Consider the following 26,668-nt stretch of genomic DNA (forward strand, 5'->3'; position numbering starts at 1 on the left):
TTTATGCTCATCCCTCAAGTCGGGCAAGCCTCTCCTGCAACCATTCCGAGACAAGCTTCAGCGCTGCCGGGCTGATTTCATGAGCCATGGGAAACTCCTGGTAGGTCAGGTCGGTTACCATGCCTTTCAGAAAACGGTTTGATTCCGCCCCCTTTTCAATCGGGAGTACATCGTCAAAAACCCCGTGAACCACAAGAAAGGGGAGCTGTCGGAGAGCGTGTTTACTGTTTTCGGGAACGCTGTCCTGCCGGGGGAGCTGGCCGGAGCAGGCGATCACCCCGTGCAGCAGTTCCGGCCGCTCGAATGCCGCCAGATAACTCATGACCGATCCCTGGCTGAAGCCCATGAGAAAGACCCGATTCCCCTGTGGCCGGTACTCTGCGATGATTTCGCCTATGAAGGTGATAAGCTGTCGCCGGGCCTCTTCAGCAGCATCGTAATCGACAATGATCCCGTTTGCGGTGAATTCAATGGGAAACCAGCCGAACATGCCGAAGTCGAGTGAGTGCGGGGCCCTTGCGCTGATGTAGCGGACTCTTTCATCCAGAATCGGTCCGAGCTGGACAAGGTCTTTTTCATTGCTGCCGTAGCCGTGCAGCATGATCATCAGCGGCGCGTTTTCCGTTTCAGGCGGTGCATGGTCGAGATAGGTGAGCGTAAGGTGTTTTCGTTGCAGCATGGAATAAAACAGGTTCAGGGTTGATGGGTGTGGCCGATGAATCCTCCTCCGAGCACCTCTTCACTGCGGTAGAACACCACGGCCTGGCCTGGGGTGAGTCCGTATTTCGGGGTTTCAAACGTCACGGTCGCTTCATTGTCGCCGATCGGTTCGACCCTGCAGGGGCTCTCTCTGTCGCGGTAGCGAATCCGTGCAGCGGTTTCAAATGCCGAAGAGGGTGGTTCGATGCCGACCCAGTTGAGCCCCGAAGCCGTAAGGACGCGGCACTCCAGATCGACCTTCCTGCCTACCAGGATCCGGTTGTGATCTGCATCCACTCCGGTGACATAGAGTGGTTCCGGAGCAGAGATGCCGAGGCCGCGGCGCTGGCCGATGGTGTAAAAGGGATACCCTCTGTGCCGGCCGAGCACTTTTCCCTCGACATCCACGATTTCTCCCCCGGCTACCTGTTTTTCAAGACCGGGGATCGAGTTTTTCAGATAACTGCAGTAATCGTCGTTCGGCACGAAGCATATCTCCTGGCTCTCTTTTTTTTCGGCCGCCCTCACACCGAAGGTTCGGGCGAGTTCACGTACTTCAGGTTTCGTCAGGGTGCCAAGCGGCAGCAGGGTTTTCGACAGATCGGTCTGTGAAAGCATCCAGAGAAAATAACTCTGGTCTTTTTCAGGGTCGCATCCCTTCATGATGCGGTACCGTCCATCGCTGAACGATGTTCGAGCGTAGTGGCCTGTTGCGATCATCTTCGCACCAAGCATGCGGGCGCCTTCGAGCAGGCCGTACCACTTGATGGTTTTGTTGCAGACCATGCATGGGTTCGGTGTACGGCCGGAAAGGTACTCGTTCCGGAAATACCGGATGACCTCGTCAAAAAATTTCATGCTCAGGTTCAGACTGAAGACCGGAATCTGAAAGTCGGGATGGTCGCTGATCACAAGAGGCGATGGCTCGAGCGAAGGGTTTTCGTCATGCGTGTCGAGAATCCTTATGTTGATGCCGGCGACGCGGTATCCCTCTTTTTGCAGCAGGCATGCGGCCACGGCTGAATCGACGCCGCCCGATATACCGGTTACAATGGCAGGCAAGCTGTTCATGCGCTAACTGAGTTTATAGCCAGGTCCACCACCGCCTTCGGGCGGAGTCCAGGTAATGATTCCGTAAGGATCTGCAAGAGCACAGCTCTTGCAGTGCAGGCAGTTCGAGGCGTTGATTTTCAGTGCCGGTTCCGGCGTTTCGATGAATTCGTATACCTTGGCCGGACAGAACACAGTGCAGGGGTTGCCATACTCCTTTCGGCACCGCACAAGGCAGATTTCCGTTATGTCGCAGGAGTCGATGCGAAGGTGGCAGGGCTGGTTCTCTTCATGCACGGTTCCCGAGCGATAGAGGCACTCCTCTTTGCTGAAGGTGAGTTTTCCGTCAGGCCTGAATGGATGGAGGGTGCCACCCGGCTGCTTTTTTTTCTCCGGCTGCCGTTTTCCGGAGTCGTCTCTTTTTTTGAGAAACCCGGATGCCAGTGAAAGACCGGGAAAGGAAAGCTGCATTCCCGCCTGCAGCAGGCCGTGATAGAGTCCTTTTTCAAAAGCCTTCCGGAAGTTCCGGGTGGCGTGCAGTTCCGCATAAGCCCATGATTTTCTGAACCGATCTTCATAGTCCTGCAGCATCGCTGCGGAAAAGTCGTTCCGGAGCAGCGCCTCGAAAATGGTTTCTGCGGCCAGCATGCCGGACTTCATGGCCAGGTGTATGCCCTTGAGTCGCTGCATGTTGAGCATGCCGGCGGACTCGCCGGTTACCAGAAATCCCGGCCCGCAGATGCGCGCCATGGCGTTCAGCCCTCCGGAGGTAATGGCTTTCGCTCCGTACTCGACGAGCGAACCGCCTTCAAGGATTGATGCAATGAAGGGATGCTGCTTGAAGAGCTGCAGGTTCCGGTGAGGGTCGCTCTCCGGTGCCGTCCGTTCTATTGCCGTGACGAAACCCAGCGAGAGTCCGGTGTTCGAGTATGCGTAGAGCCAGCCTCCTCCATACCGCTCTGCCTGAAGGGGGTACCCGAACGTATGCCATACCTCTCCTGCCTCCATGCGTCCTTCCGGTATGCGCCATACCTCCTTGACTCCGGTTTCATAATGCTGCTCATGTGATTCCGGCTGCAGGGAAAAAGTTTTCTGCAGTTCTCCGGCAAGGGTGCCTGCGGGGCCTTCACCGAACACCGTGATCCTGGCCCTTAGCTCCAGGCCGGGAAGATGGTCTGGTTTCGGGTTTCCCTTCCGGTCGAGCCCCAGGGCTCCGGTAATCAGGCCGCAAACCTTTCCCCCTTCCACAAGGGGTGCCACGGCTGCAGTGCTGTCGAAGAGCTGTACTCCGGCTTTTTCGGCTTCACCGGCCATCCATGCTCCAAGCCGGCTGAGCGAGACCAGAGGATAGCCGATATTCCGGAACGGTTCGGGCAGAAAGGGGAAAGCGAATTTTTTCTTTTCCGTCAGAAAGAAGACCCCTTCGCCGGCGGCAACCGCTTCAAGCGGACAGCCCCGTTCCCGGTAGTCCGGCATCAGCTCTTCAAGGGCCCTGGTATCGAGTACCGCACCGGAAAGCAGATGGGCTCCCCAATGGCGCGATTTATCGACGACCGCTATGTCCATTTCGAGCTGTTCGCCAGGATGCTCTGCGTTATGGCGGACGATCAGGTTTTTCAGATGGATCGCGGAGGCAAGGTTTGCCGGTCCGCCCCCTGCGAAAACCACATCGAATGCAAGCGATTCACGTTCCTCTTTCACATTGCAGCTGTTTTTCTTTAGGTGGAGTCGCGCTGTTCAGAGCAGAATGCCGCGCAGGAGCATCGAGGCGACACTGAAATAGATCAGAATACCGGTAACGTCGACGATGGTGGCAACGAATGGCGCTGAGGATGTGGCCGGATCGAGTCCCGCACGCTTGAGCAGGAGCGGCAGCATCGAGCCTGCAAGGGTTCCCAGCAGCACAATGCAGATAAGGGCTATACCGACCGTTATGCCTACTGCAAGCCACGACGGGTCGTAAATGCCGAGGATATGAGACCAGGTTATAACCCTGAAAAATCCAATGAGGCCGAGAATGCTGCCGAGGGCAAGGCCGGAAACGATCTCCCTGCGCATGACGGCGAGCCAGTCGCGGATGGTGATTTCTCCAAGTGCCAGCGATCGGATGATAAGCGTCGCAGTCTGCGATCCGGAATTGCCGCCGCTGGAAATGATGAGCGGAATATAGGTGGCCAGCACAATTGCCTTGGAGAGCTCATCCTCGAAAAACGCCATGGCCGAAGCCGTCAGCATCTCTCCGATAAAGAGCACCACAAGCCAGACCGCACGTTTTTTTATGACTTCATGGATCGGCAGATCCATATAGGGCTCTTCGAGGGCCTCGATACCGCCGAATTTCTGGATATCTTCGGTTTCCTCCTCTTCGGCGACGTCGAGCATATCGTCCACCGTGACCACGCCTATGAGATAGCCGTTGGAATCGACGACCGGCAGCGCCACATTATCGTACCGTTTGAATGCTTCGAGTGCGTCCGACTGATCCTGTGTGGCCGTCAGGGTAACGATTTTGTCTTCAGAAATAATGTCGCGCACCCTTTTTTCGGGAGGGGAGAGCAGCAGCTCCCTTGCAAGCAGTTCACCCTTCAGCTTGCCGTGGTCGTCCACGACGTAGATGACGTTCAGGGTTTCGCTCTCATGGCCGTAGGTGCGGATATATTCAAGCACCTGGTTGATGTCCCAGTCTTTCTTCACGCTGAGAAAGTCAGGCGACATGAGACGGCCAACGCTTGCTTCAGCATAGGCGAGCAGGGTTTTGGCAATCTTGAACTCCTTGAACGACAGAAGCTTCAGCAGCTCCTGGGCAACCGGTCCGGGCAGCTCCTCGAGCAGCGCGGTACGGTCATCCGCCGACATGCTGTTGAGGATGTGGGTTACATCCTTCTTGGTAAGCGCGGTAAGCAAATTCTGCTGTGAATCGAAATCGAGGTACTCGAAGGTTTCAGTGGCAAGCTCTTTTGGGAGAAGCCGGAAGAGGATGGCCTGTTCGTTTTCGGGCAGGTCGGAAATGAGTTCCGCCAGATCGGCAGGCATCCAGTCGTTGAAAATCCGCTGCAGCGCGCTGAAGTTGCGGCGCTCGATCAGTTCCCTGATTTCAGGAAGTATTGGGGTCCCGATCATGCTGTATAGAGTTTAGGGTTCAGCCGAAAAAAAGAAACTTTTTCCGAACTTTCCAACATCTGAAGGCACTAATCTTAGCGTTCCTATTTATAAATATTTTATAAGGATATTTCAGTGTGTTCCCCTCTTTTTTCAATAATCCTGTCGGATTTTGTCGAAAGAGGCGGATATCTGTCATCGGGTACGGTCAAATGCGTGGTCAGGGGTTCGGTTGCATGCGGGTATATTATGTAAATACCTGTGAGATTATTTCGTATTGCTGGATGCTTTCACCCGGGAGACGTGCGGGTTGCCGATGATGAATTTTCGCCACGGCAGATCGCGGCTCCGGGTGATGCCCACTCTCGTGCTGGAGCCGATGGTTTCTTCCGGTAGTTCGGGTGCGTCTTCCAGGTGGAATTCCCCTTCGAAAAGCGATCGGCCATTGCAGCTGCGATCGATGTCCATAGCCTGGGTGAGTTTTCCCGGCCCGCTCATGAGGTTGGCTGCCAGGGAGGTGTTGCGCCGCTCCCGCATGAACGATTCGCCCGCAAGTGGTTCCATGGCCCTTATCAGGACTGCTCCGGCGGTTTGTTCGGGTTCGCTGACGATGTTGAGCATATAGTGGCTGCCGTAGGTGAAATACACGTAAAGTCTGCCGGGTTCGGCGAACATCATGCTGTTTCTTTCCGTTCTGCCCCGCCACGCATGACACGCTTCGTCGCCAAATCCGAGATAGGCTTCGGTTTCAACGATCCGGCCTTTCAGAAAAGAGCCGTCCGCTATTCTGCGAACAAAGATTTTGCCGAGCAGTTTTGCCGCAAGTTCAAGCGTAGGACGTTCAAAGAACTGTTTTTCAAGCCGCTGCATCAATCCGTCAATACAGTTTGTAAAAGTGCGGGTAAGTATTATAATGTAACAAGTCATGACTGAACTTCAGGGATCTCACTAAATTTGTTCCGCTGTACGATTGCTATCTCGGGCTATCCCGTGGGTTCTACTCTGAGTTTCCCTTCGACCCCCGCCATGTCAGGAGTCTGAAGATAGTGCTAACGGCAAGTAATAGAGGTTCCCTTCAACTGCTGTAAAATTCCCTGTTTGGTACATGGGCAGAGTTATTGCGATTGCAAACCAGAAAGGAGGGGTTGGCAAAACAACCACGGCCGTCAACATAGCGGCTTCGATTGCTATTTCCGAATTCAGGACGCTGTTGATCGATATCGATCCGCAGGCAAACGCAACATCCGGGTTCGGCATTGAAACCGGCGACGAAATCGACAACACCTTCTATCAGGTTATGGTGAAAGGCGGCAACATCGAAGACGCCATTCATCCCTCCAGCCTTGAATATCTCGATGTACTTCCATCCAACGTCAACCTTGTAGGCATGGAGGTTGAACTGGTGAACATGCGTGAGCGGGAGTACGTCATGCAGAAGGCGCTCAGGGATGTTCGAGAAAGGTACGATTACATTATCATCGATTGTCCCCCATCACTCGGTCTCATAACCCTGAATTCCCTTACCGCTGCGGATTCCGTGCTCATTCCGGTGCAGGCCGAATACTATGCGCTTGAAGGGCTTGGAAAGCTGTTGAACACCATCAGTATTGTTCGTAAACATCTCAACCCGAAGCTTGAAATAGAGGGCGTTCTGGTTACCATGTACGATTCCCGTCTGCGTCTTGCCACCCAGGTTGCCGAAGAGGTGAAGAAGTTTTTCAAGGACAAGGTATACAAAACCTACATCCGCAGGAACGTCCGCCTTTCGGAAGCTCCAAGCCACGGCAAACCCGCATTGCTTTACGACGCCCAGAGCCTCGGCTCGAAAGACTACCTCGATCTGGCCAGAGAGATATTTGAGAGAGATGGCAATATTAAAAAATTTAAGGTACGGAAGCCGTAGCTGACCGTAAGGATGGTGTCCCGGTATGTCGAAGAACGCGTTAGGAAAAGGACTCAAGGCCCTTATCCCCGATGAAGGGTTTGTGGCCTCTCCGAAAGACGAGGAGCAGGAACCAGTCAGCGAAGGCTCCATCGGCAGTCTTCCTGTGGAAAAAATCAGGGCGAACCCCTTTCAGCCCCGCAAGGAGTTCGACGAAACTGCTCTCGAGGAGTTGAAAAACTCCATTATCGAAAACGGAGTTATCCAGCCGGTCACGGTCTGCAGGGATGGCGACGGCTACCAGCTCATCAGCGGCGAGCGGCGACTCAGGGCGGTTACCCAGGCAGGTTTCAAGTATATTCCAGCCTATATCATCAAGGCGCATGAGGATTCCAGCAAGCTGGAACTTGCACTTATCGAAAATATCCAGAGGGAAGATCTCAACGCCATCGAGGTTGCCCTTGCCCTGAAAAGCCTTACAACGAAATGCCGGCTTACCCAGGACGAGATAGCCCACAAAGTCGGCAAGAACCGTTCCACCGTAAGCAACTTTCTCCGGCTTCTGAAGCTTCCCATGGCCATACAGGACAGCATCCGCAAAAGGGATATCTCCTCTGGTCATGCGCGTGCCCTGATCAACCTGCCAGGAGAACAGCAGCAGATCAAAGCGTGGAAACAGATTGTCAGTCACCAGCTTTCGGTCCGTCAGACTGAGATGCTGGTCAACCGGATGTTCAAGGAGCAGCCGAAACTGACGGAAGAGCAGGCAAACCCGTCCCCGCACATCAATCAGCTTGAATCGAGGTTGAGAGGCAGGCTTGCCACAAAAGTAAGGATTATCGAAAAAAAGGCCGGGAAAGGGGAGATCCATATCCAGTACTTCTCGCACGACGATCTCGACCGGATTCTTGATCTGATGGGAGAGGTGTAAACAAAAAAGCAGATTACCGAACAGATGAAGTTCACTCTTGTAGGAAGCGGAAGAATGGGGCAGCAGGTTGCCGGTGTCATCAACCGCTCGGGCATTCATGAAATCGCTTCGATTCTCGACGATCGGAGCGTCGTTACCTCGGAAAGTTTTCAGGGCAGTGATGCCATAATTGATTTTACCGTCAGGGAGGCCTTTCTCCAGAATCTTCCGGCCATGCTGCACGCCCGTGTTCCGGTTGTTGTCGGAACAACGGGCTGGGACGATGAGATGGGGGCGGTGAAGCGGCGGGTTGTCGAGAGCGGCTCGTCTCTGCTTTACTCGGCGAATTTTTCTCTCGGGGTCAACATTTTTCTCAGAACGGTCAGGGAGGCGGCGCGCCTGATCGCGCCGTTCGATCAGTTCGATATAGCGTTTGCGGAACACCACCATACCGGCAAGGCTGATTTTCCAAGCGGAACCGCGCTTCGGGCTGCGGAAATGATTCTCTCGGTCAACCCGAGGAAACGAACGATCGTGCGGGAGCTTTCCGACGACCGGAAAATTGCCGCTGATGAACTGCAGGTTGCAGCGCTTCGTCTCGGCACTGTTTTCGGCAAGCATATGGCCTGTATCGATTCCGAAACGGATGAAATTGTTGTTTCGCACAATGCCAAAAACCGCGAAGGTTTTGCCTCCGGTGCCGTGCAGACCGCCAAATGGCTTGCAGCACGCCATACCACTTCGCCTGGTTTCTATACCATGGATGATTTTCTCAACGAGATGCTTGCATAAGGCTGAAAATGTGTGCTGAAAAGAGTGACGATGCCTTGCTGCCGTTATCAGGGAAACTGAAGGCCACAGTTCTCGGGGCGCTGCTGATTGCTGTTACAGCAACGCTACCCTATCTGACGCTGCTCAACGCATTTTTTTTCTCCGGGGTTTTTATTTCCGGCATGACGGCCATCTATTATGCCGTGATATCCAACCAGGTCAGGCTTTCCTACAATGAAGCATTCGTTCTGGGAAGTTTCAGCGGTATTGCCGGAGGGGTGTTTTCCGAAACCCTCAGTTATCTGCTCATAGGACTTGTCGGTTACCGCCCCGGTATGGAAGGCCTGAAGCTTATGGTAGACTGGGCAAGGGATATGGCTGCCGGAAAGCCGGAACTGGCCGAACAGCTCAGGGTGCTTACCGAAATGGAGGCGCTTGCGCTTGCTCCGGTTTCCCTGACACCGATCGACTTGTTAACCGGAATTCTGTTCGCTTCGATCTTCTATGCTCCGATAGCAGGTCTGGGCGGAGTGTTCACGGTGTTCAGGCTGAAGCGTCAGGCGGCGAAGGGGCGTTGATTTACAAGAGGTTTCCTTCGTCAATCTGCCGGATGTACCATTTCCTGTCGATTTTCTGCGATCCCGGCAGCGTTGTCCACCCGGAGACCCGGATATAGCGGACAGGGGTTTTCAGCCTTCCTGCCCTGTTCAGCATGCTTTCGTTAATGGTGTCTTCTGAAGGACTTTCCGGTGTTGCGGTTTTAATGAACGCCACCGGTCTCTGGCCATATTCCCGGTCACGAAGCGGCACCACAAGAGCCTCTTCGATTCCCTCGATAGCGGTCAATGCCTCTTCGATCTCTTCCGGGTGCAGATTTTCACCGCCTGCTATGAACATGTTGTCTTTACGTCCGAAAACCCTCAGGTTGCCGCTGTCGTCGAGGCTGCCGGTATCACCTGTATGAAACCAGCCTCCGTCATCGAGACGCAGAACCGGTTTTCCGCCGACGAGGTATCCCTGAAACAGGCAGGCTCCCTTAACAAGAATCTCCCCGTCCCCTGCGATCGAGATATCCCTCCAGGGGAGCGGTTTTCCGCTGTTTTCCTCGACAAATCTCACGGGAGCCGGTGTTGTGGCGATCTGCGAGCACATTTCAGTTGAGCCGTAACTGAGGTAGATCGGAATCTCCTCCCTGATGCTCTTTTCGAGCAGCGGAGCGGGAACGGCGCTTCCTCCGAGCAGTACCGCCTTGAGCTTTCTCAGGCGCGGCAGAGCCGCAGGATTGTCCAGAAGCCGGAAGAGCTGCGTGGGCACCAGCGACAGGTGCGTTACCGGATAGCGTTCGATACTTCGTTCAAGGGATTCCTGCGGATCGGGAACGGCAACAGCCGAGCCTGAGGCCAGTGCCCTGAAGAGCACGGCATAACCTCCGATATGGAAGAGCGGCAGCGAAAGCAGCCAGCAGTCGCCGCTTTCGAGTTGCATGTTCCGGGCCGCTCCGAGCGCGCTGTACCAGTGATTGCCGAAACTGTGCAGGGCGGCTTTCGGTGTTCCCGAGCTTGCAGAGGTGTGGATGATGGTGACGGGGCGCTCCATGCCGGTCTGTGGTGCAAAGGGTATCGGAATTGCATGTCCGGAAGGGGCTGCTGCGACCGCCCTCAGGTTTTCCGTTCTGAACGCGCTTTGCGGTGGAATGCATGATGGGTCTGCGGCAAGTACCAGATCTGGCTGCAAGGCATGCAGGGTTTTACCGAGCTGTTCGGAAGGAAACCTGTGGTTCAGGGGGGCACAGATGATGCCCGTCCTCAGCAGTGCCATAGCGGTCAATGCCGCTTCAGGCGTATTCGGCGAGAGTATGGCCGCCGTGGTGCCGGGGTGCAGACCTTTTTTATGGAGCGTTTCCGCCATATGCGACGTTACGGCGGCGCACTCTCTGAAGGAGCGGGTGGTTCCGGAGGAGATCAGTGCGGGTGAGCGGTCGAAAAGCAGGGATGCACGGTTTACAAGGTCCATATCGAGGTGAGCTTGATGCTCCGCAGCGCAACCTTCTGGCCGTTCCAGTAGAGGTTTTGTGTGTCAAGCCGGGCATTGACGGGAGCGAAAGGCTTGTCGAGCAGATCGTGTTTGAGAAAGCGGAAGGTATCGAGTCCGCATGCTGACGGCAGAGCTGCGCAGCATGCCGCCATCAAGGCATAGAAGCTCAGGCTGATGCCGCTTTCAAAGGTCGAACTGAAGACGGTCTGCAGGCTTTTGTTTCTTGCCTGTTCGGCCAGGGCAAGCGTTGCTTTGATTCCTCCCAGACGGTTCGGCTTGAGAACATATGCCTTCAGGCATTTGGATGGTATGCTTCGGGCCAGCTCCGGATTCTGCCAGAGGGTTTCGTCGAGTGCCGAGGGTATGGAAGTTCGCTCATGAAGTTCCTCGATCTGCTCCGGGTTTTTCAGTGGTTCTTCGATGTATTCGATACTTCCTTCGGGCACATTCCGGCTGAATTCGACCGCCTCATCGAGACTCATGGACTGGTTTGCATCAAGCCGCAGGGCGATGGAACCGTTATAGGTACTTTTCAGCATCCGGATACTTCTGAGCGCCTCTTCTGCGCCGGCAGCGTTCACTTTCAGCTTGAAGGTGCGGTACCCCTGCCTGTAATACTCCTCCGCACGTTTTTCCACGGTCGCCGTATCCCCGAAAAGCAGGGCGTTCAGTGCTATTGCTGGAGCCGGAGCACGTTCTGAAAGGTGTGGCAGCTGTTGCGAACTCTGCGCTTCGAGGTTGAATAACGCCATTTCGAGACCGGTTCTTACCGAAGGATAAAGTTCGCCGGAGAGCGGCCCCGATTCGGTGAAATCATTTTTTGTGAGCACCGCCATAAGCTGTTGTTCGGCAGCCGGAAGAGGCTCGTTGTGCAGACCGGGAAGCGGCGCAATCTCCCCATAGGCGGTGGATTTTCCGTCTCCGCTTTTCAGGGCGAGTACAATACCTTCCCGATGGTGCAGCCGACAGCCTTTTACGGTTATCGGCTCGCTGAACGGGATCGAGTACCTGTAGAGATGTGAGTATGCTGCGTTCACGGTCGTTTCGGAAATTTCGAGAAATCCGGTTTGCGCTTTTCGACAAAGGCATTTTTACCTTCCTGGGCCTCTTCGCTCATATAGTAGAGCAGGGTGGCGTTGCCGGCAAGTTCCTGCAGCCCGGCCTGACCGTCGCAGTCCGCATTGAGTGCCGATTTCAGGCAACGGATGGCGAGCGGCGAGTTGGCAAGAATTTCACGGCACCACTCCACGGTTTCCTCTTCGAGGCGCTCAAGCGGAACAACCGTGTTGACCAGGCCCATCGCAAGAGCATCCGTTGCATTGTACTGACGGCAGAGGTACCAGATTTCACGGGCTTTTTTCTGTCCTACAAGCCGTGCCATATAGCTTGCTCCCCAACCGCCGTCAAACGAGCCTACCTTTGGTCCGGTTTGACCGAATACGGCATTTTCGGCGGCAATGGTAAGGTCGCAAAGCATATGCAGGACATGTCCTCCTCCGATAGCGTACCCTGCAACCATGGCAATGACCGGTTTCGGGCAGGTTCGGATGTCCCGCTGGAAATCAAGCACATTCAGACGGTTGACCCCCTTGGCGTCGGCATAGCCGGCATAGCCGCGGATTTTCTGGTCACCCCCCGAACAGAAGGCCATATCACCTGCTCCTGTAAGGATAACGACGCCGATCTCCTGATCGTTGCGTGCGTCCGACAGAGCCGTAATCATCTCCTCGACGGTCTGGGGACGGAACGCGTTGCGCACTTCAGGGCGGTTGATGGTAATTTTTGCTATACCTTCGGCTTTATGATAGAGGATATCGGTAAATTCGCCCGCAGGTATCCATTGTACAGCGTTCATAAAGGTTTTACTCTCTGGTTAACGAAAACAGCAGGCGGTCGATAAACAGCTCCCTGTTTTCAATGTGCAGGGCGTGACCGCACTGTGGAAAGATGTCAAGATCCGAGCAAGGACATAAATTAACCATTTGACGGCCAATCTCAACATATTTGCCGTCTTTTTCCCCGGCAAAGAAGCTGAGATGGTGCCGGCAATCCGCCAGTTCGCCCCACAGGGATGGCTGGGTTCCGGTTCCGAGTGTGCGCAGTGCCGTCGCAAGCTGTTCCGGACGGTTTCTTTTTCTTGCTTCCAGGGTGGTTTCGAACAGGGGGTGGTTTTTCAGGCTGGAGAAGAGTGGCAGGTCATACCAGCTGCCGAGAAACTTTTCGAAGTTTTCTTCCATACTCAGGGCGAGGTTTTCGTCGTGCTGCTTTCTCTGCAGCCGCTCTTCCGCCGTTCTCAGGCCGGGCGATGCTGAAATGATTACGGTTTTCCTGAACAGACCGGGAAAGCGCAATGCAAGATAGAGCGCAATGCGGCCGCCCATCGAATAACCGGCAAGAAACGACGGGGAGTCCTGCACCCGCCCGATTGTGTCGGCAAGCAGCCACATCTGTTCCTCGAATGGCGTGACCTCTGCCGGGGTTCGGCCATGTCCGGGAAGATCGAAAAGCATGCAGTAATAGTCGCGCACGAGTTTTTCCGTAACGGGAAGCCAATCTTCCGAAGAGCCGAGAAATCCGTGCAGAAGGATAATGCCCGGATTGTTCCGCGATCCTCTGGTCAGAATGCGGAAGTTCGAAGGGTCGGGCATTACAGGCTCAGGGCACTTGCCGCAAGGGCGGTGATTTCCGACTGGAGCGCCCGGTGCTGTCGCACGTTTTCCTCGCGGCTTCCTTTTACCTCGATGATGGTGGTGGTGGCGTTTTCTTCGGCTATCCTGCAGGCAGTTTCGAATTCACGGTTGGTTACGGGCATGCAGTAAGCGATTCCGAACGTTGCGGCAGCATCCCGGATGCTGTAGTTCTGCGGTGTGGCGAAATGCGTTTCGAAAATATCTTTTTCAGACACGACAGGAAGGAATGAGAAAATCCCCCCGCCGTTGTTGTTCAGCACGACAATCCTGAGAGGCACCCGAAGCGATTGCAGCAGGCAGAGCGCATTGAGATCGTGCAGGAAGGCTATGTCGCCGATCAGCAGCGTTACGGGCTTGCGGAGTCCGGAGGCAAAACCTGCTGCTGTCGAGATAATGCCGTCGATGCCGCTTGCCCCGCGGTTCGTGCCGGTCATGAAGCAGGCGGGTTGAGATGCCGATGCATACAGGTCCATATCCCGTACCGGCATGCTGTTGGAGAGAAACAACCCCTCTTCCCGGGTGATGAGTTTCGATACGATTCTCGAAGCGGCTATTTCCGAAACCGGGTTGTCTGGATTACAGCAATCTTCGATGCACTTTTCCGCCTGCCGGAAAAACGTTTCAGGCAGAAGGATGCTCTGCGCCTGAAGCGGTTTGCGGCATCCCTCCAGAGCGCGGGCAATCAGTGCAGGTGATGCTTCAATGCTGAGGGTGACGTTGTGGTCGGGGCCGAAACGGTTCGAATGCGCTTTGACGACAATGAAGTTTTCCGGATTCCACTGCCGGATGGCAGCTGCGGGATGGCGCGCAATGAGGGGGCCACCGAAATGAATAACGGTATCAGGCCTGAATTTTTCTGGAAAGAGGGAGGACTGAAAAGCCAGTTGAAGCGGGTTCAGAGAAGCGTCAAAACGAAGCCCCGAGGAGAGGTCCGCATAGAGAGGGATATTGAGCGAACGGGCCAGATTTCCTATGGCGAGAGCATCGGTATCGCTCTGGAGTCTTCCTGCAATGAAAAAAGGTTGCCTTGAAGCGGCAAGAATGTTCCGGAGGAGGGGAATGATTCCGGGATCGGGAACCCGTTCAGGCTGCACTGAACGCGAGAGCGGGCCGGAGCCGTCGATCCATTCTGCAACCGGGGCGAGCCAGGGATCATGAAGTTCGGGCATGACCGGTTCAAAAGGCTCTCTGAACGGGACGTTCAGATGAACCGGCCCAGGCATCGAGCCTGTTGCAACCGAAAGGGCATGGTCGATCGAAGTGATAACCGAACGGAGCGGAATGTCGGATGAGGGTTCAGGAAGCCGAAAGTTCCATCTGCTGTATGTTCCGAACATTCCGAATTGCTGAATGGTCTGGTTCGCACCGGTTTCAAGCAGTTCGAAAGGCCTGTCGGCTGAAAGAATCAGCATCGGCTGGCCGTCCATGGAAGCCTCGACTACCGCCGGATAGTAATTGGCCGGGGCAGTTCCCGAGGTGCAGACAAGCACGGCCGGCTTGCCGGTTGCTCGGGCGTGGCCGAGTGCGAAGAAGCCTGCTGAGCGTTCGTCGGGAAATATTTTCCATGCAGCTTCGGGATGCCGTGCTGCCGCAACGGTAAGGGGCGTTGAGCGGGAACCGGGAGAAATACAGAAAAATCCGGCGCCGAGCCGGACAAGTTCTTCAATGATGACCTGGCTCCATAGCGAGGTGATTTCCCGGTTGTTCATGCGCTGTGACTGGTTATAGCCATAATGTCGCCTATCTTCTGTTCAACCTCTTCCCATTCAAGGTCCGGGTTGGAGCCTTTAACCAGGCCGGCTCCCGAATAGAGGTTTGTGTTCCCGGCATTGACCAGCGCCGAGCGGATGCCGACACAGAACTCGGCGCTATCCCGGCTGATCCATCCTGCCGGTGCTGCGTACCAGCCCCGGCAGAAAGGCTCCAGATTCATGATATGCTGCATGGCCTCTTCCCTGGGTACCCCTCCGACCGCAGGTGTCGGATGCAGCAGCGAGAGAACCATGCTGTCGCTGCAGTATTCAGGCTTGAGGGTTGCCGTGCAGCGGGTATATAGATGCGCCAGGCGGTTCAGCTGCAGCACCCGGAGTTTCTCCTCCATCTCGATGGAACTTGAAATCGGCTGCAGTTCCCGGTAGATGGTATCCTTGACGAAGCCGTGTTCCCTGATATCCTTTTCAGAGTTGAGCAACATTTCCGATGCACGCAGATCGCTGCCGTTGAGGCTCTCTTTCATGCATGTTCCGGCAAGGGCTTCGGTGAGAATCACCTGTCCATCCCTGCGATAGAGGCGTTCCGGAGTGAAGCTTATGAACGCGCGGTTTTTTTCGGGTTCGAAATAGAACCGGTAGGTCGGGTTTTTCGGGTAGGGATAGTGGAGCAGATAAAGCAACGGAGAAAAGCCCGAGCTGAACTCGAGAAGGGTTCTGCGCGCAAGCATGATCTTGTCCATTGTGCCCGATTCAAACAGCGCCAGCGCCTGCCTGCAGCAATCGGTCCACAGTTCCCTGTCGGGGATGCAGGTGACTCCCGTCATTTCCGGAAGCTGTTCTTCTGCACTGTTTTCCCCTGTATCCAGAAGGTCGAGTGCGTCGAGCAGCTGTGAGCGTTTTTCGGAAACGCTCTCTTTGTTTTCAATCCTGAGATGGCAGGTCAGCTGAAAAGCGTTGTCCTCCACAGTGAGCTGAACCAGCGGAAGCACGAAACAAAACGAGGGGAACCCGTCCCAGGTTTCGTCCTGTTTTTCCCGGTTGTTGAACCGGAAGCCTCCAAGATAACGGGCCGAGCGTACCGACGGGCCCTTTGCGGCAAGGGTGCTGACGAGACGCTCGAAGCTGTCACGGTTGGAGCCTGGCGCATCAAGCTCGATACGGTCTGCCGATCCGATGCCGGCAAGGGTGAAATTTTTCTCCCGGTTCATCCAGAAAACCCTTGGAAACAGGTTCTGCCTGACGAGCCATCGAAGGGGATCGGCTCCCGGAATCGGCTGACTGAACGTATAAAGGCCTGCAGAGAGACCTTCGATGGACTCGGTGCAGGTGTATATGGCCTTCCGGAGCGTGGCTACAGCCTTGTCTATCGGCAGGGTTTCTTGATCGGGTATGATAATGTTCTGCTGTTCACTCATAAGCATTTATTGCCATTATGATACGCTCTGTACAACGCTCTTGCACCTTTTCCTGAAAAACCGGGCAAACCAACGGTTTCCGGTCAAACCTGCCCGTCATGATTCACGTAAAGCCTGAAGATCGGCTCTTCGTATGAAAAACCTAATGCCCTGAGGAATCGGCCCTGTTGAAATGGTTTTTCAGTGAGACGGCAAGATAATTGTTTTTCTTTACAAGCCACTCATAAATTTCTTTGGCTTCAGCCATGTTTCCGGTGCGGGTATAGCAGACTCCAAGATTGTAGTAAGCCAGGTCGAACGAGGCGCTGTTGGCAATAGCCCGCTGATATGCGGTAATGGCTTTGTCGTAATCATGCAGCTGCAGAAAGACATTGCCGAGGTCGTAATTTCTCAGGGAGTCGTCCGGAGAAAGGGCATGATATTTCGTGAAATAGGAAAGAGCATCACTGTAGTTTCCCTGATTGAAGCTTGATGCTCCAAGCGCCTGGAGAACCTCCTCAAGGCCGGGATCGATCGAGAGCGCCTCGCGGTACGCTTCTTCCGCTTTCGGGTACTGTTCACTTCGGGCGTAGGCATTGCCGAGACGGAACCATGCATTGGCGTCGCCGGAATTTTTCCAGGCCTCTTGCTGAAGATCGTTTATTTCTTTCGAAGCCTGACCGGAACATGATGAAGCGATTGCCACACCAGCAAGCAGAAGCAGTCCGAAAAGAGGTTTTACGGCTCTCCTGAAATGTTTTAGCATATGAATCATAAGAAAATTAAATATAATTACTGCTGGAGTCATGTGCCAATCCCTCCTACAACGGCAGTTGACACCCAATCAGTTCATATATAAACAATTGCGGATTTCGATCATGAAAAAAGAGTTCAGGGTTTCCGGGATGCGCTGCTCCGGATGTGAAATACTCGTAAAAGAGGCGATTCAGGAGCTCGAAGGTGTTGAAGCAGTCAGGGTGTCATTTGCCGACGGTATCGTTGCGGTCGACTATGACCCTGCAATGATCAGTCCGGTGGCCATGATTGCGGTTATCGAGGAGCAGGGTTTCAAGGTTTTATCATAACACGTTCCCTACATTACTCATGGCATGTGAAAAATCAGGACGTCTCGCGGTGCTTATCGATGCCGATAACACCCAGCCGTCGATCATCGAAGGCATTCTTTCAGAGATTGCCCAGTACGGTACGGCCAGCGTCCGGCGGATTTACGGAGACTGGACATCCACAGCCCTGAAAAGCTGGAAGGCGCTGCTGCTCCAGCACTCGATACAGCCGATACAGCAGTTCGGTTATACAAAAGGCAAAAATGCAACAGACAGCGCCATGATCATCGATGCCATGGATCTGCTCTACACCGGTAAATTCGACGGGTTCTGCATTGTTTCCAGCGACAGCGATTTCACGAAGCTGGCGTCGCGTATCAGAGAGTCCGGCCTTACCGTTTACGGTTTCGGCGAAAAAAAGACGCCGTCGCCTTTTGTTTCGGCATGCGATAAATTCATCTACACCGAACTTCTCCGGGCAAAGATCAACGAAAACGAGGTTATCGTCAAAAAGACCGCCACAGAGCTGAAAATGGACAGCCAGCTGGTCAGGCTGCTGAGAAACGCCGTCGAATCCTCTTCAGATGAAAGCGGCTGGGCTCATCTGGCAACACTTGGCGCAACCATTGCCAAACAGCTTCCCGAGTTCGATCCCCGGAATTACGGTTACAGCAAGCTTGGCGAGCTGATCAGGGCCACTTCGCTCTTCGAAGTCAACGAACGCCTGATCGGGGAAGGCCCTTCAAAAGCTATTTATGTAAGGGATAAACGCAAAAAAAACGAATCATGAGACACATTCTGAATGGACGACTTTTCGGAAGGAACATGAATATCCTGAAGCTTTTTTTCCTTATTGCCTTTTTCTGTTCAACCGATTCGCTTTCGGCGGCCGATATTCCGGGTTCCAGGGACAGTCCGCTTCTGAAGCGGTTTGCCGGATCGGAAATAATCGGTTATCAGGCGAAGAGTTTCGATGAATATGAGCTGCAGACCTCGACCTTTGTCCGTTACAATCTGGAATCGAAACGAAGGGAGTTTGCCAAACCGCCACTGAAGCCTGAAGGCCGCCTTACGAGGATATGGTATGAGGCTGCAGGCGATACCGGCTCGCTCGAAGTGTACCGGAATTATCTTGATGAACTGCGTTCAAAAGGCTTCGTCATTCTCTACGATTCCAGAAAAGATCCTGCAGCTACGAAATGGACCAACTATCTTGCTCCTTTCGGGAGCATTGATCTTACGACCAACAGAAGCAACTATGTTTTTTATGCCGCCGAGAAAAGCGCCATCTGTGTTGCGAGCGCTAAAAAGAAACGCCCCGAAGGGGATGTCTATGTGTATCTGACGGTTGTCGAGTGGGGGAAGGACGACCGGGTCTACAAGGCCAGGCGCGGTGCTTACGCGGCGCTCGATATCATCGAAACCCGGCCCATGCAGCAGAAGATGGTAACGGTCACTGCCGACGAGATGTCGCAGGCCATAGTATCGACCGGCAGGGTGTCGCTGTACGGCATCTATTTCGATACCAACCGCTCGGAGATCAAGCCCTCTTCGAAACCCGCTCTCGGCGAGATAGCCAAACTGATGAAAAAACAGCCGGCTCTGAAACTGCATGTCGTGGGCCATACCGACAATATCGGAGGTTATGCGTTCAACATTGCGCTCTCGAAACGTCGGGCGGATGCTGTGGTAGGAGCGCTGCAGAAGGAGTACGGTATTGCTGCCGGGCGTCTGACGGCAAACGGAGTTGCCTATCTTGCTCCTGTAGCCCCGAATACGACCGAAGCCGGAAGAGCCAAAAATCGCCGTGTCGAGCTGGTGCCCGGATAACGGTCTGAGCGGTTTTTATGCGAATCGTCAATTTGCGGAAATGAAAAAAGCCCTGGAATACAGGGCTTTTTTGCGGAGCTGACGGGGCTCGAACCCGCGACCTCCTGCGTGACAGGCAGGCGCTCTAACCAAACTGAGCTACAGCTCCTTGCAGCGAGTTGTAAAAGTAGATAACGCAAGGGTTTTATCCAAAAAGTTTTTTCCTTTTTTATCTTTTTATATTAACCGCTTAAAGAGCCCTCCCGCCCAGACCGATGCAAGTGTTTCTGTGGTATTTTACGTCATTATGTCGTTTGTCGACCTCATGTTTCCTGTCATGATTGTTCATCAGGGGAGTGCATATATAAGCCCTGAGTTTTGTAAATTCACCTCTATATGTCTGACGGCATTTTCGGGTAACCGGCAGCCGTTCTCTCAGTGTGTTTCCACCGGGATTTTCTTCAATTCTTAACTCATAACAGTTATGACGGTTACAGATCCACGGAATTCTCTGACAATTGTAGATAACCGGACAGGAAAATCTTATGAGGTACCGATCGAACATGGTGCGGTCAATACCATGGAACTTCGTAACGTAAAGGTTTCCGAAGATGATTTCGGGTTGCTTGGCTATGATCCGGGGTATCTGAACACAGCATCCTGTAAAAGCAGGATCACCTACATTGACGGCGACAAAGGAATTCTCCGCTATCGCGGCTATCCTATCGAGCAGCTTGCCGAGAAGAGCTCCTTTCTTGAAACGGCATATCTTCTCATCAAGGGTGAACTGCCGGATAAAGACCGTCTGGCGGTATGGACCTTCAATATCCGTCATCATACCATGACCCACAACAATATCGTGAAGTTCATGGACGGCTTCCGCTACGATGCCCATCCGATGGGGATACTTGTCGGCACGGTCGGTGCGCTTTCAACCTTCTACCGGGATGCAAAGGATATCCAGAGCGAGGATTCCCGGAAACTGCAGGTCCGCCGGCTTATCGGCAAGATTCCGACGCTTGCGGCCATGAGTTTCCGGCACAGTATGGGTTTTCCCTATGTAATGCCTGATAATGAGCTCACTTATGCAGGAAACTTTCTCTCGATGATGTTCAAGATGACGGAACTTCGATACAAGCCGAATCCGGTGCTTGAAAGAGCTCTCGATGTTTTGTTTATTCTGCATGCCGATCACGAGCAGAACTGTTCGACCAGTTCCCTGAGAGCCGTAGCCAGTTCGGGTGTCGATCCTTTTTCGGCAATAGCCGCAGGGTGTGCGGCACTTTACGGGCCCCTGCATGGCGGTGCCAACGAAGCCGTTATCCGGATGCTCATGAAAATCGGTTCGGTCGATAAGGTTCCGGAATTCATCAAATCGGTTAAAGGTGGCGAAGGTCGTCTGATGGGTTTCGGCCACCGGGTCTATAAAAATTACGATCCGAGAGCGAAGATCATCAAGGATATCGCTTTCGAGGTGTTCGAGGAGACCGGCCGCAATCCGATGCTCGATATCGCTCTCGAACTTGAACGAATCGCCCTCGAGGATGATTATTTTGTCAGCAGGAAACTCTATCCGAACGTTGATTTTTACTCAGGCCTTATTTATCAGGCTATGGGATTTCCCATGGATATGTTCCCGGTGCTGTTCGCAATCGGGAGAATTCCCGGATGGCTGGCCCAGTGGATCGAGCATGTCAAGGACGGCGAGCAGAAGATTGCCCGTCCGCGTCAGATCTATCTCGGAGAAGATGAACGCGAATTCATTCCCATGGAGAAACGCCCGAAAATAAGGCTTGACGAGCAGATGGCAGGGATCTGCAGGCTCTGATTTTATAATGATATAACTATACCAAATCAATGTCTGTTACCAGAGACGATGTCGCCTATATAGCCGGTCTTGCCAGACTACGCTTCAGTGATGATGAAATGGCGACGATGACCACGGAACTCAACAGTATTCTGCACTACGTGGAAAAACTCAACGAAATAGATACGGAGGGCGTCGAACCGCTCAGCAGCATTCACGACCAGGCCAATGTGCTCAGGGATGATACCGAAGGAGGATCCATTTCCACCGAGCTTGCCCTGCAGAACGCTCCTGACCGGCAGGACCGCTTTTTCAAGGTTCCAAAAGTGCTCGGGTAGGGTTCAGGAAAGTGGAACTTCGGGAGAGAAACGGCGGGGTGCTTTTTCAGGTAAAGGCGCAGCCCCGCTCGTCGAAAAGCCGCCTTTGCGGAGAGTATGACGGGCGGCTGAAAGTCACCCTGAAGGCGGCTCCGGTCGATGATGCCGCAAACCGTGAGTGCTGTGCGCTGTTTGCGAAGCTGTTCGATGTGGCTCCCTCCCGGCTCAGCATTGTTGTCGGCATGAGTTCCCGCAACAAAACCGTCCGGGTTGATGGTATCTCTTTTGAAGAGGTCTCCCGGATTCTTCTTCGGGAGGTTTCCGTAAAATGAGGGCGGTTGTACAGCGGGTGCTTTCGGCTTCGGTCACAGCCGGCAGCCAGCGACGATCGGAAATTGGCAGTGGTCTTCTCGTGCTGCTCGGTGTGGCTCCCGGTGACACTGATGCCGATGCTGAATGGATGAGCAGGAAGCTGGTGCATCTGAGGATTTTTGACGACGATGCAGGCAGAATGAACCGCTCGGTACTCGATACCGGGGGAGAGATGCTTCTGGTATCGCAGTTTACCCTTTACGGAGATGCGAGCAGGGGGAACCGTCCGGGGTTTTCCGGTTCCGCAGACTTTGATGCCGCCCGGCCGCTCTATGAATCGGTTGTCCGCCTGAGCGGGTTGCAGCTTGGCAGGCCGGTCAGGACAGGATGGTACGGCGAAGCCATGCAGGTGGCTCTTGTCAACAATGGCCCGGTAACCCTTATTCTCGATACCCCCCAACGCCCATGAAAGCAGTTATCCTGATTCCGGCAAGGCTTGATTCAAGCCGGTTGCCGAATAAAATGCTTGCCGATCTTGAGGGCGAGCCGCTGATCGTGCGTACCTGGCGGCAGGCCGTTCAGTCGAAATATGCCGACAGGATTGTTGTTGCTACCGACAGCCGGGAGATTGCCGGAGCACTGGAAGCATATGGTGCCGAAGTGATGATGACCTCTCCGGATGCGCGTTGCGGAACCGAGCGTATAGCCGAAGCTGCAAGGAGCATCGATGCCGAAGTGTTTCTGAACCTTCAGGGAGATGAGCCGCTGATAGACCCCTGCAATATCGATCTTTGCCTGGAGCCTTTTCTCGGCGCCAATCCACCCGATTGTTCCACGCTGGTTTTTCCGATGCTTTCGGACGATTGCCGGCAGATTGAAGACCCCAATGTTGTCAAGGCCGTTCTCGACAGGAACGGCAACGCGCTTTATTTTTCAAGGAGTCCGGTGCCCTTTCAGCGGGATGTGTATGCTGCAACCCAGTTCTACCGCCACATAGGGCTCTATGCGTTCAGCGCCGATGTTCTGCAGCGCTTCGCATCCCTTTCCCCCTCCATGCTTGAACTGGCCGAATCGCTCGAACAGCTCAGGCTGCTTGAAAACGGCTTCAGGATCCGGTGCGTCACGACCACCGTCGATCATCCCGGCGTCAATACCCGGGAAGATCTCGAACTGGTGCGCCGGATGCTCAGGGAATCGGTTTCCCGCTGACCGTAGCCGTTACACTGCCGTCGTGAAAGAGGATTTCAGCCCGGTCGGAGCACTCGAGCTCCCCTGATCCGGTAATGAAGCGCCCCTCTTTTTTTACCAGCGCATAACCCCGCTCAAGCGTTTTGCGGTAGTCAAGCAACGCCAGATGCTGATTTGCTCCGGCGAACTCCACGGCTTTCTGCAGCCATTTTCTTCTGACGGATTGGGCAAGCAGTTCAGGAATGCTTTCAAGCTTTTCCGATAGCTGCTGCAGCTGTATAAGCGGGCGGTTGAACGCATAACTCTGCCGCAGCGAGTCGATTTCCATTTCGGCACCGTCCAGTTTCGCCTGCACGAGGGTGTTCCGGCGCAATTGAAGGTTGTCGATGGTTTTCAGGAGATCCATTCTGTCGGGGACGGCCAGTTCGGCGGCCATCGAGGGAGTTCCAGCCCGGAGATCGGCAACCATGTCGGCTATGGTGAGATCGGTTTCATGGCCGACGGCGCTGATGACGGGTATCGATGAACGGTAGATCGCCTCGGCAACCCGCTCTTCGTTGAACGCCTGCAGATCCTCCATGGACCCGCCTCCGCGGGCGACAATCAGCACATCCGTATGGTGCAGGGGATTTGCCGGATTGTTGAAATACTCGATTCCCCGCACTACATCCCTTGCGGCATCGGCGCCCTGCACCTTGACGGGGTAGAGCAGAATGCGTGCAGCGGGAAAACGGCGTTCGATCACCTTGCCCATATCCTCGATTACCGCGCCGGTGGGAGAGGTGATGATTCCGATGGACTCAGGTACTCGCGGCAGCTTTTTTTTTCTTTCCGGGTTGAAATAACCGGCTTTTGCGAGTTTCTGGAGCAGCAGGGCAAAGGCCTGTTGCAGCAGCCCCTGTCCAGCCGCATGGATGGCGGTGCAGATGAGCTGATACCGTCCTGATGGGGGATAAACCTCCAGTCGTCCTTCAGCCAGAACCTCCATGCCGTCCTGCAGTTCGATACCGATCCGGCTCCCGGTGTTCTTCCAGATCACCGCTGCGATCTGTGCCTGTTCATCCTTGAGGGTCATGTAGCTGTGACCGGAGCTGTGCCGCTTGTAATTGGAGATCTCACCTTTTACCCTCACCAGAGGGAAGAGGCTTTCAAGCTCGTTTTTGATCTGAAGTGTCAGTTCACTGACCGAAAGTGTGGCTTGGCTCATCAGGATGATGCGGACAATGTTGGAAAGGCATCTTCACCATAGATAACAAAAAACCGGGGAAAAACAGGCGGGCTTCATTGTACACCCGATTCGGGACGCCGATGGCCGGGTATGATTTGCAGAGGATATATTATATTGAAACCCGAAAGCTATCGAAGGGCAACGCTCTGACCATGCAATTATGACACTTCGTACCGGAAAAGATATTTCCCTGCCTGACGGCGCAGAACGTGATGCGTCGGCGGAGCGGTATTTTCCGGCGCTTTCGGGCGTCATGTGTGCAGAACTGCTCGAAAACCGTTCGGTTTCGGTTTCCGGTCTTGGCGTGTTCACCATCAGGCACTCTCCGGCTGAACGGCGCTCAGGAAAAGAGGGGCTGCGGTATCATCCTCCCGAAAACCGGGTGGTTTTCGAAAAAGGTTCCGTGGCTGCTCCGGTTTTCATGAAGTTGATCTCTGCGCGCATGCATCTCGACCGTCCTGAGTGCGCACGTCTTGCAGCCGCTTTACCGGTGTTTTTTAAAAGCAGGATGAAAGAGCGGGGAGAGATTGTTTTTTCCGGTTTCGGCACTCTGCATTCAGAAAAGGGGAGCTGGAGGTTTGAGGCAGACGTGCAGCTTGAAGAGCTTATAAACAGTGAATACCACAACCTGGGAGCGATTCCCCTCTCTTTACCGCACCATTCCGAGCCGCTCAAGCGGAAGCTGCTGCTTCCGGTTATGGTGGCAGCCGGTATCGTTCTGACGGCAATCGCGTTGCTTTTTGTTTTTTTACGGCATAATCCGGAGAAGTTGCCGGTTGCCGCGGAGCGCCCTTCCGTCTCTCTTTCCGTTTCCGACACGGCAGGTTCAGCCGAGAGCGGGGAGGTGAAGATCGATAACGGAACATCGGCGCAGGAGGGAGTACTTCTTGAAGAAGGTGAGTATGCAGTCGTTCTGGCAACCTTTCAACAGAAACAGACTGCCCTGCAGGAGCTTAGCCGGGTAAGCGTTCCCGGAACCCTGGTTTTTATCTGGCCGGTTACCGGCGGCGGGCGTCAGTATTACCGGCTTGCTGCCGGCAGATTCAGAAGTTCCGAAACCGCTGCTGCATGGATGGATTCCATCGGCCTCGGCAGGGAGAGGAAAGTCTATATACAACAAGCAAAGAGGAGGGTAGTATCGCATGGAGAAGAAGGGTTGTAACAAACTGCATCCCCAGTCGATGTGTCCTGCATTCGGAGGTTTGCGGGTACTGATGAGAATCGACGGCGTTCAGGTTTGTCTTGTTGCCGACCAGGGCTGTGCCTACGGGCTGACGTTCGTTTCGCACTTCTATGCTGCCCGCAAGTCGATTGTTACGCCTGAATTGATGAACGTTCAGATTTCCGGCGGCACCATGATCGACGACGTTCGAAGGACGATCGCCGAAATTGCCCTCGACCCGGCAGTCAAATTCATTCCTGTTGTCAGTACCTGTGTTGCCGAAACAGCGGGGATAGCGGAAGAACTGCTGCCCCGTAAAGCAGGAAATGCCGATGTTCTGCTGGTACGTCTTCCGGCTTTTCAGCTGCGTACTCACCCCGAGGCAAAAGATGTTACCGTTGCGACGCTGCTCAGACGCTTCGCTGCGCCGGACGGCGAAAAAAAGAAAAAATCTCTGGTGATTCTCGGCGAAATCTTTCCTGTCGATGCCATGACTATCGGGAGTGTGCTGCAGAAAATCGGTGTCGAGTCGGTTATCGCCCTGCCGGGTACGTCGCTTGAAGACTATATGGAGGCCGGAAGAGCGTCAGCCTGTGCGGTGCTGCACCCTTTTTATGAGCGTACCGCCCGGTTTTTTGAGGAAAACGGTGCAGTAATCGTTAAAGGCAATCCTATCGGGGCGAACGGAACGGCGCAGTGGATAGAGCGTGTAGGCGAAGCGCTCGAGCTCGACAGCGGGCTTGTCGCCTCCGTGGCGGAAGAGGAGCGCCTGAAAGCCCGTGACGTCATGATGCGTTTCGGCAATCTGCAGGGCAGCGTCATCGTTGCCGGTTACGAAGGCAACGAACTGCCTGTAGTCAGGCTGTTGCTCGAAGCCGGACTTGACGTGCCCTATGCCTCGACCTCGATTGCCCGCATGCCTCTCGGGGAGGAGGACCACAAGGTGCTCTCCATGCTTGGAACCGAAATCCGGTACCGGAAATATCTTGAAGAGGACATGGACGCAGTCATGCGGTACAGGCCCGACCTGGTGATCGGCACCACCTCGCTCGACAGTTTTGCCAAGGAACAGGGTATCCCCGCTATTTATTATACCAACAACATTTCCGCACGCCCTCTCTTTTTCGCTGCCGGAGCGGCTACCGTACTCGGCATGGTGAGCGGCCTGCTTGCCCGGAAGGAGGTGTTCCGCTCGATGAAGGAGTATTTTACAACGTAACTGCAAGCTGCCCCTTCGTCAGGCTGATCGCAGCATGACGTCGCTCTTGGAATTCCGCAGGGGGGCGATATCGTCAGCCGATCTCCGTCCCACAATTCAAGCCCGGCGTCACAAGCGCAAACCCCATGTCTGGAGGATGTTCCGGATCTACCGACATGCCGCCCCTACGGGGCTGGGGAAAAAACAACCATCCCCATGTCTGGAGGCTGTTCCGATTCTACCGACATGCCGCCCCTACGGGGCTGGGGAAAAAACAACCATCCCCATGTCTGGAGGCTGTTCCGATTCTACCGACATGCCGCCCCTACGGGGCTGGGGAAA

The 26,668-nt window shown here is 54.4% G+C and carries 27 protein-coding genes and 1 tRNA gene; 14 read left to right on the top strand and 14 right to left on the bottom strand.

Annotated features, from left to right (window positions below; genetic code table 11):
* Positions 1 to 7: 7 nt before the first annotated feature.
* The 5 genes from K9G39_RS05255 to K9G39_RS05275 form a co-directional block, all read right to left on the bottom strand.
* Positions 8 to 679, bottom strand: coding sequence for a phospholipase (locus tag K9G39_RS05255; protein WP_292003883.1), 672 nt, complete (start codon positions 677 to 679; stop codon positions 8 to 10).
* Between the two features lie 14 nt (positions 680 to 693).
* Complete coding sequence (gene mnmA / locus K9G39_RS05260) at positions 694 to 1,770, bottom strand: tRNA 2-thiouridine(34) synthase MnmA (protein ID WP_292003884.1); 1,077 nt, start codon at positions 1,768 to 1,770, stop codon at positions 694 to 696.
* Between the two features lie 3 nt (positions 1,771 to 1,773).
* On the bottom strand, positions 1,774 to 3,450 hold the full coding sequence (locus K9G39_RS05265) for an electron-transfer flavoprotein:ubiquinone oxidoreductase (RefSeq protein ID WP_292003885.1): 1,677 nt from the start codon (positions 3,448 to 3,450) through the stop codon (positions 1,774 to 1,776).
* A gap of 36 nt (positions 3,451 to 3,486) precedes the next feature.
* On the bottom strand, positions 3,487 to 4,869 hold the full coding sequence (gene mgtE / locus K9G39_RS05270) for a magnesium transporter (protein ID WP_292003886.1): 1,383 nt from the start codon (positions 4,867 to 4,869) through the stop codon (positions 3,487 to 3,489).
* A gap of 246 nt (positions 4,870 to 5,115) precedes the next feature.
* Positions 5,116 to 5,718 carry a DNA-3-methyladenine glycosylase gene (locus K9G39_RS05275; RefSeq protein ID WP_292003887.1) on the bottom strand — a complete coding sequence of 201 codons (603 nt, stop codon included), beginning with the start codon at positions 5,716 to 5,718 and terminating at the stop codon, positions 5,116 to 5,118.
* 235 nt (positions 5,719 to 5,953) lie between these two features.
* Between K9G39_RS05275 and K9G39_RS05280 the strand changes: the two genes are divergently transcribed.
* The 4 genes from K9G39_RS05280 to K9G39_RS05295 are packed head-to-tail and all read left to right on the top strand — an operon-like array spanning position 5,954 to position 8,989.
* Positions 5,954 to 6,751, top strand: a complete 798-nt coding sequence (locus tag K9G39_RS05280; protein ID WP_292003888.1) for an AAA family ATPase — start codon at positions 5,954 to 5,956, stop codon at positions 6,749 to 6,751.
* A 25-nt stretch (positions 6,752 to 6,776) separates the two neighbouring features.
* A complete protein-coding gene (locus tag K9G39_RS05285; protein ID WP_292003889.1) occupies positions 6,777 to 7,661 on the top strand; it encodes a ParB/RepB/Spo0J family partition protein in 885 nt (294 codons plus the stop codon).
* Positions 7,662 to 7,685: 24 nt separating this feature from the next.
* Positions 7,686 to 8,432 carry a 4-hydroxy-tetrahydrodipicolinate reductase gene (gene dapB, locus K9G39_RS05290; RefSeq protein WP_292003890.1) on the top strand — a complete coding sequence of 249 codons (747 nt, stop codon included), beginning with the start codon at positions 7,686 to 7,688 and terminating at the stop codon, positions 8,430 to 8,432.
* 8 nt (positions 8,433 to 8,440) lie between these two features.
* Positions 8,441 to 8,989: a hypothetical protein gene (locus K9G39_RS05295; RefSeq protein WP_292003891.1), complete on the top strand. Its 549-nt coding sequence runs from the start codon at positions 8,441 to 8,443 to the stop codon at positions 8,987 to 8,989.
* A 1-nt stretch (position 8,990) separates the two neighbouring features.
* Here K9G39_RS05295 and menE read toward each other — a convergent pair whose 3' ends face one another.
* The 7 genes from menE to K9G39_RS05330 form a co-directional block, all read right to left on the bottom strand.
* On the bottom strand, positions 8,991 to 10,424 hold the full coding sequence (gene menE / locus K9G39_RS05300; RefSeq protein WP_292003892.1) for an o-succinylbenzoate--CoA ligase: 1,434 nt from the start codon (positions 10,422 to 10,424) through the stop codon (positions 8,991 to 8,993).
* Complete coding sequence (gene menC / locus K9G39_RS05305; RefSeq protein ID WP_292003893.1) at positions 10,412 to 11,482, bottom strand: o-succinylbenzoate synthase; 1,071 nt, start codon at positions 11,480 to 11,482, stop codon at positions 10,412 to 10,414. Before menC ends, menE begins: the two co-directional genes overlap by 13 nt.
* Positions 11,479 to 12,300, bottom strand: coding sequence for a 1,4-dihydroxy-2-naphthoyl-CoA synthase (gene menB / locus K9G39_RS05310; RefSeq protein ID WP_292003894.1), 822 nt, complete (start codon positions 12,298 to 12,300; stop codon positions 11,479 to 11,481). The genes menC and menB overlap by 4 nt, the downstream gene beginning before the upstream one ends.
* A 7-nt stretch (positions 12,301 to 12,307) precedes the next feature.
* A complete protein-coding gene (gene menH, locus K9G39_RS05315; RefSeq protein WP_292003895.1) occupies positions 12,308 to 13,093 on the bottom strand; it encodes a 2-succinyl-6-hydroxy-2,4-cyclohexadiene-1-carboxylate synthase in 786 nt (261 codons plus the stop codon).
* Positions 13,093 to 14,844, bottom strand: a complete 1,752-nt coding sequence (gene menD / locus K9G39_RS05320; protein WP_292003896.1) for a 2-succinyl-5-enolpyruvyl-6-hydroxy-3-cyclohexene-1-carboxylic-acid synthase — start codon at positions 14,842 to 14,844, stop codon at positions 13,093 to 13,095. The genes menH and menD overlap by 1 nt, the downstream gene beginning before the upstream one ends.
* Complete coding sequence (locus K9G39_RS05325; protein ID WP_292003897.1) at positions 14,841 to 16,262, bottom strand: isochorismate synthase; 1,422 nt, start codon at positions 16,260 to 16,262, stop codon at positions 14,841 to 14,843. The genes menD and K9G39_RS05325 overlap by 4 nt, the downstream gene beginning before the upstream one ends.
* Before the next feature lie 142 nt (positions 16,263 to 16,404).
* Positions 16,405 to 17,007, bottom strand: coding sequence for a tetratricopeptide repeat protein (locus K9G39_RS05330; protein WP_363319363.1), 603 nt, complete (start codon positions 17,005 to 17,007; stop codon positions 16,405 to 16,407).
* Between the two features lie 112 nt (positions 17,008 to 17,119).
* Here K9G39_RS05330 and K9G39_RS05335 point away from each other — a divergent pair, with 112 nt between their 5' ends.
* From K9G39_RS05335 to K9G39_RS05345, 3 genes are read left to right on the top strand one after another with little or no spacing between them, the layout of a single operon-like run.
* Positions 17,120 to 17,326 (top strand): heavy-metal-associated domain-containing protein, encoded by a 207-nt coding sequence (locus K9G39_RS05335; RefSeq protein ID WP_292003899.1) that lies wholly within the window; start codon positions 17,120 to 17,122, stop codon positions 17,324 to 17,326.
* A gap of 19 nt (positions 17,327 to 17,345) precedes the next feature.
* Positions 17,346 to 18,095 (top strand): NYN domain-containing protein, encoded by a 750-nt coding sequence (locus tag K9G39_RS05340; protein WP_292003900.1) that lies wholly within the window; start codon positions 17,346 to 17,348, stop codon positions 18,093 to 18,095.
* Entirely contained in the window at positions 18,092 to 19,135 is a 1,044-nt protein-coding gene (locus K9G39_RS05345; protein WP_292003901.1) for an OmpA family protein, read from the top strand. Before K9G39_RS05340 ends, K9G39_RS05345 begins: the two co-directional genes overlap by 4 nt.
* A gap of 73 nt (positions 19,136 to 19,208) precedes the next feature.
* On the opposite strand, the gene K9G39_RS05350 is transcribed toward K9G39_RS05345, so the two are convergent.
* Positions 19,209 to 19,283: transfer RNA gene (locus tag K9G39_RS05350), tRNA-Asp, on the bottom strand.
* Between the two features lie 315 nt (positions 19,284 to 19,598).
* Between K9G39_RS05350 and K9G39_RS05355 the strand changes: the two genes are divergently transcribed.
* Genes K9G39_RS05355 through kdsB form a run of 5 tightly spaced genes read left to right on the top strand, consistent with a single transcriptional unit; the run spans position 19,599 to position 22,759 of the window.
* Positions 19,599 to 20,942 (top strand): citrate synthase, encoded by a 1,344-nt coding sequence (locus K9G39_RS05355; RefSeq protein ID WP_292003902.1) that lies wholly within the window; start codon positions 19,599 to 19,601, stop codon positions 20,940 to 20,942.
* A gap of 29 nt (positions 20,943 to 20,971) precedes the next feature.
* Positions 20,972 to 21,259, top strand: coding sequence for an Asp-tRNA(Asn)/Glu-tRNA(Gln) amidotransferase subunit GatC (gene gatC, locus K9G39_RS05360; protein WP_292003903.1), 288 nt, complete (start codon positions 20,972 to 20,974; stop codon positions 21,257 to 21,259).
* 38 nt (positions 21,260 to 21,297) lie between these two features.
* Positions 21,298 to 21,570 (top strand): DUF167 domain-containing protein, encoded by a 273-nt coding sequence (locus tag K9G39_RS05365; protein WP_292003904.1) that lies wholly within the window; start codon positions 21,298 to 21,300, stop codon positions 21,568 to 21,570.
* Positions 21,567 to 22,019 carry a D-aminoacyl-tRNA deacylase gene (gene dtd / locus K9G39_RS05370; protein WP_292003905.1) on the top strand — a complete coding sequence of 151 codons (453 nt, stop codon included), beginning with the start codon at positions 21,567 to 21,569 and terminating at the stop codon, positions 22,017 to 22,019. Before K9G39_RS05365 ends, dtd begins: the two co-directional genes overlap by 4 nt.
* Entirely contained in the window at positions 22,016 to 22,759 is a 744-nt protein-coding gene (gene kdsB / locus K9G39_RS05375) for a 3-deoxy-manno-octulosonate cytidylyltransferase (RefSeq protein ID WP_292003906.1), read from the top strand. The genes dtd and kdsB overlap by 4 nt, the downstream gene beginning before the upstream one ends.
* On the opposite strand, the gene xseA is transcribed toward kdsB, so the two are convergent.
* Positions 22,737 to 23,945, bottom strand: coding sequence for an exodeoxyribonuclease VII large subunit (gene xseA / locus K9G39_RS05380; RefSeq protein ID WP_292003907.1), 1,209 nt, complete (start codon positions 23,943 to 23,945; stop codon positions 22,737 to 22,739). The two genes, kdsB and xseA, sit on opposite strands and share 23 nt — an antisense overlap.
* 181 nt (positions 23,946 to 24,126) lie before the next feature.
* Between xseA and K9G39_RS05385 the strand changes: the two genes are divergently transcribed.
* Complete coding sequence (locus tag K9G39_RS05385; protein ID WP_292003908.1) at positions 24,127 to 25,128, top strand: hypothetical protein; 1,002 nt, start codon at positions 24,127 to 24,129, stop codon at positions 25,126 to 25,128.
* Positions 25,109 to 26,347, top strand: a complete 1,239-nt coding sequence (gene bchY, locus K9G39_RS05390) for a chlorophyllide a reductase subunit Y (protein WP_292003909.1) — start codon at positions 25,109 to 25,111, stop codon at positions 26,345 to 26,347. The genes K9G39_RS05385 and bchY overlap by 20 nt, the downstream gene beginning before the upstream one ends.
* Positions 26,348 to 26,668 lie beyond the last annotated feature (321 nt).

The sequence above is a fragment of the Chlorobium sp. genome (assembly GCF_021740465.1).
In the GTDB taxonomy this organism is placed as follows: domain Bacteria; phylum Bacteroidota; class Chlorobiia; order Chlorobiales; family Chlorobiaceae; genus Chlorobium.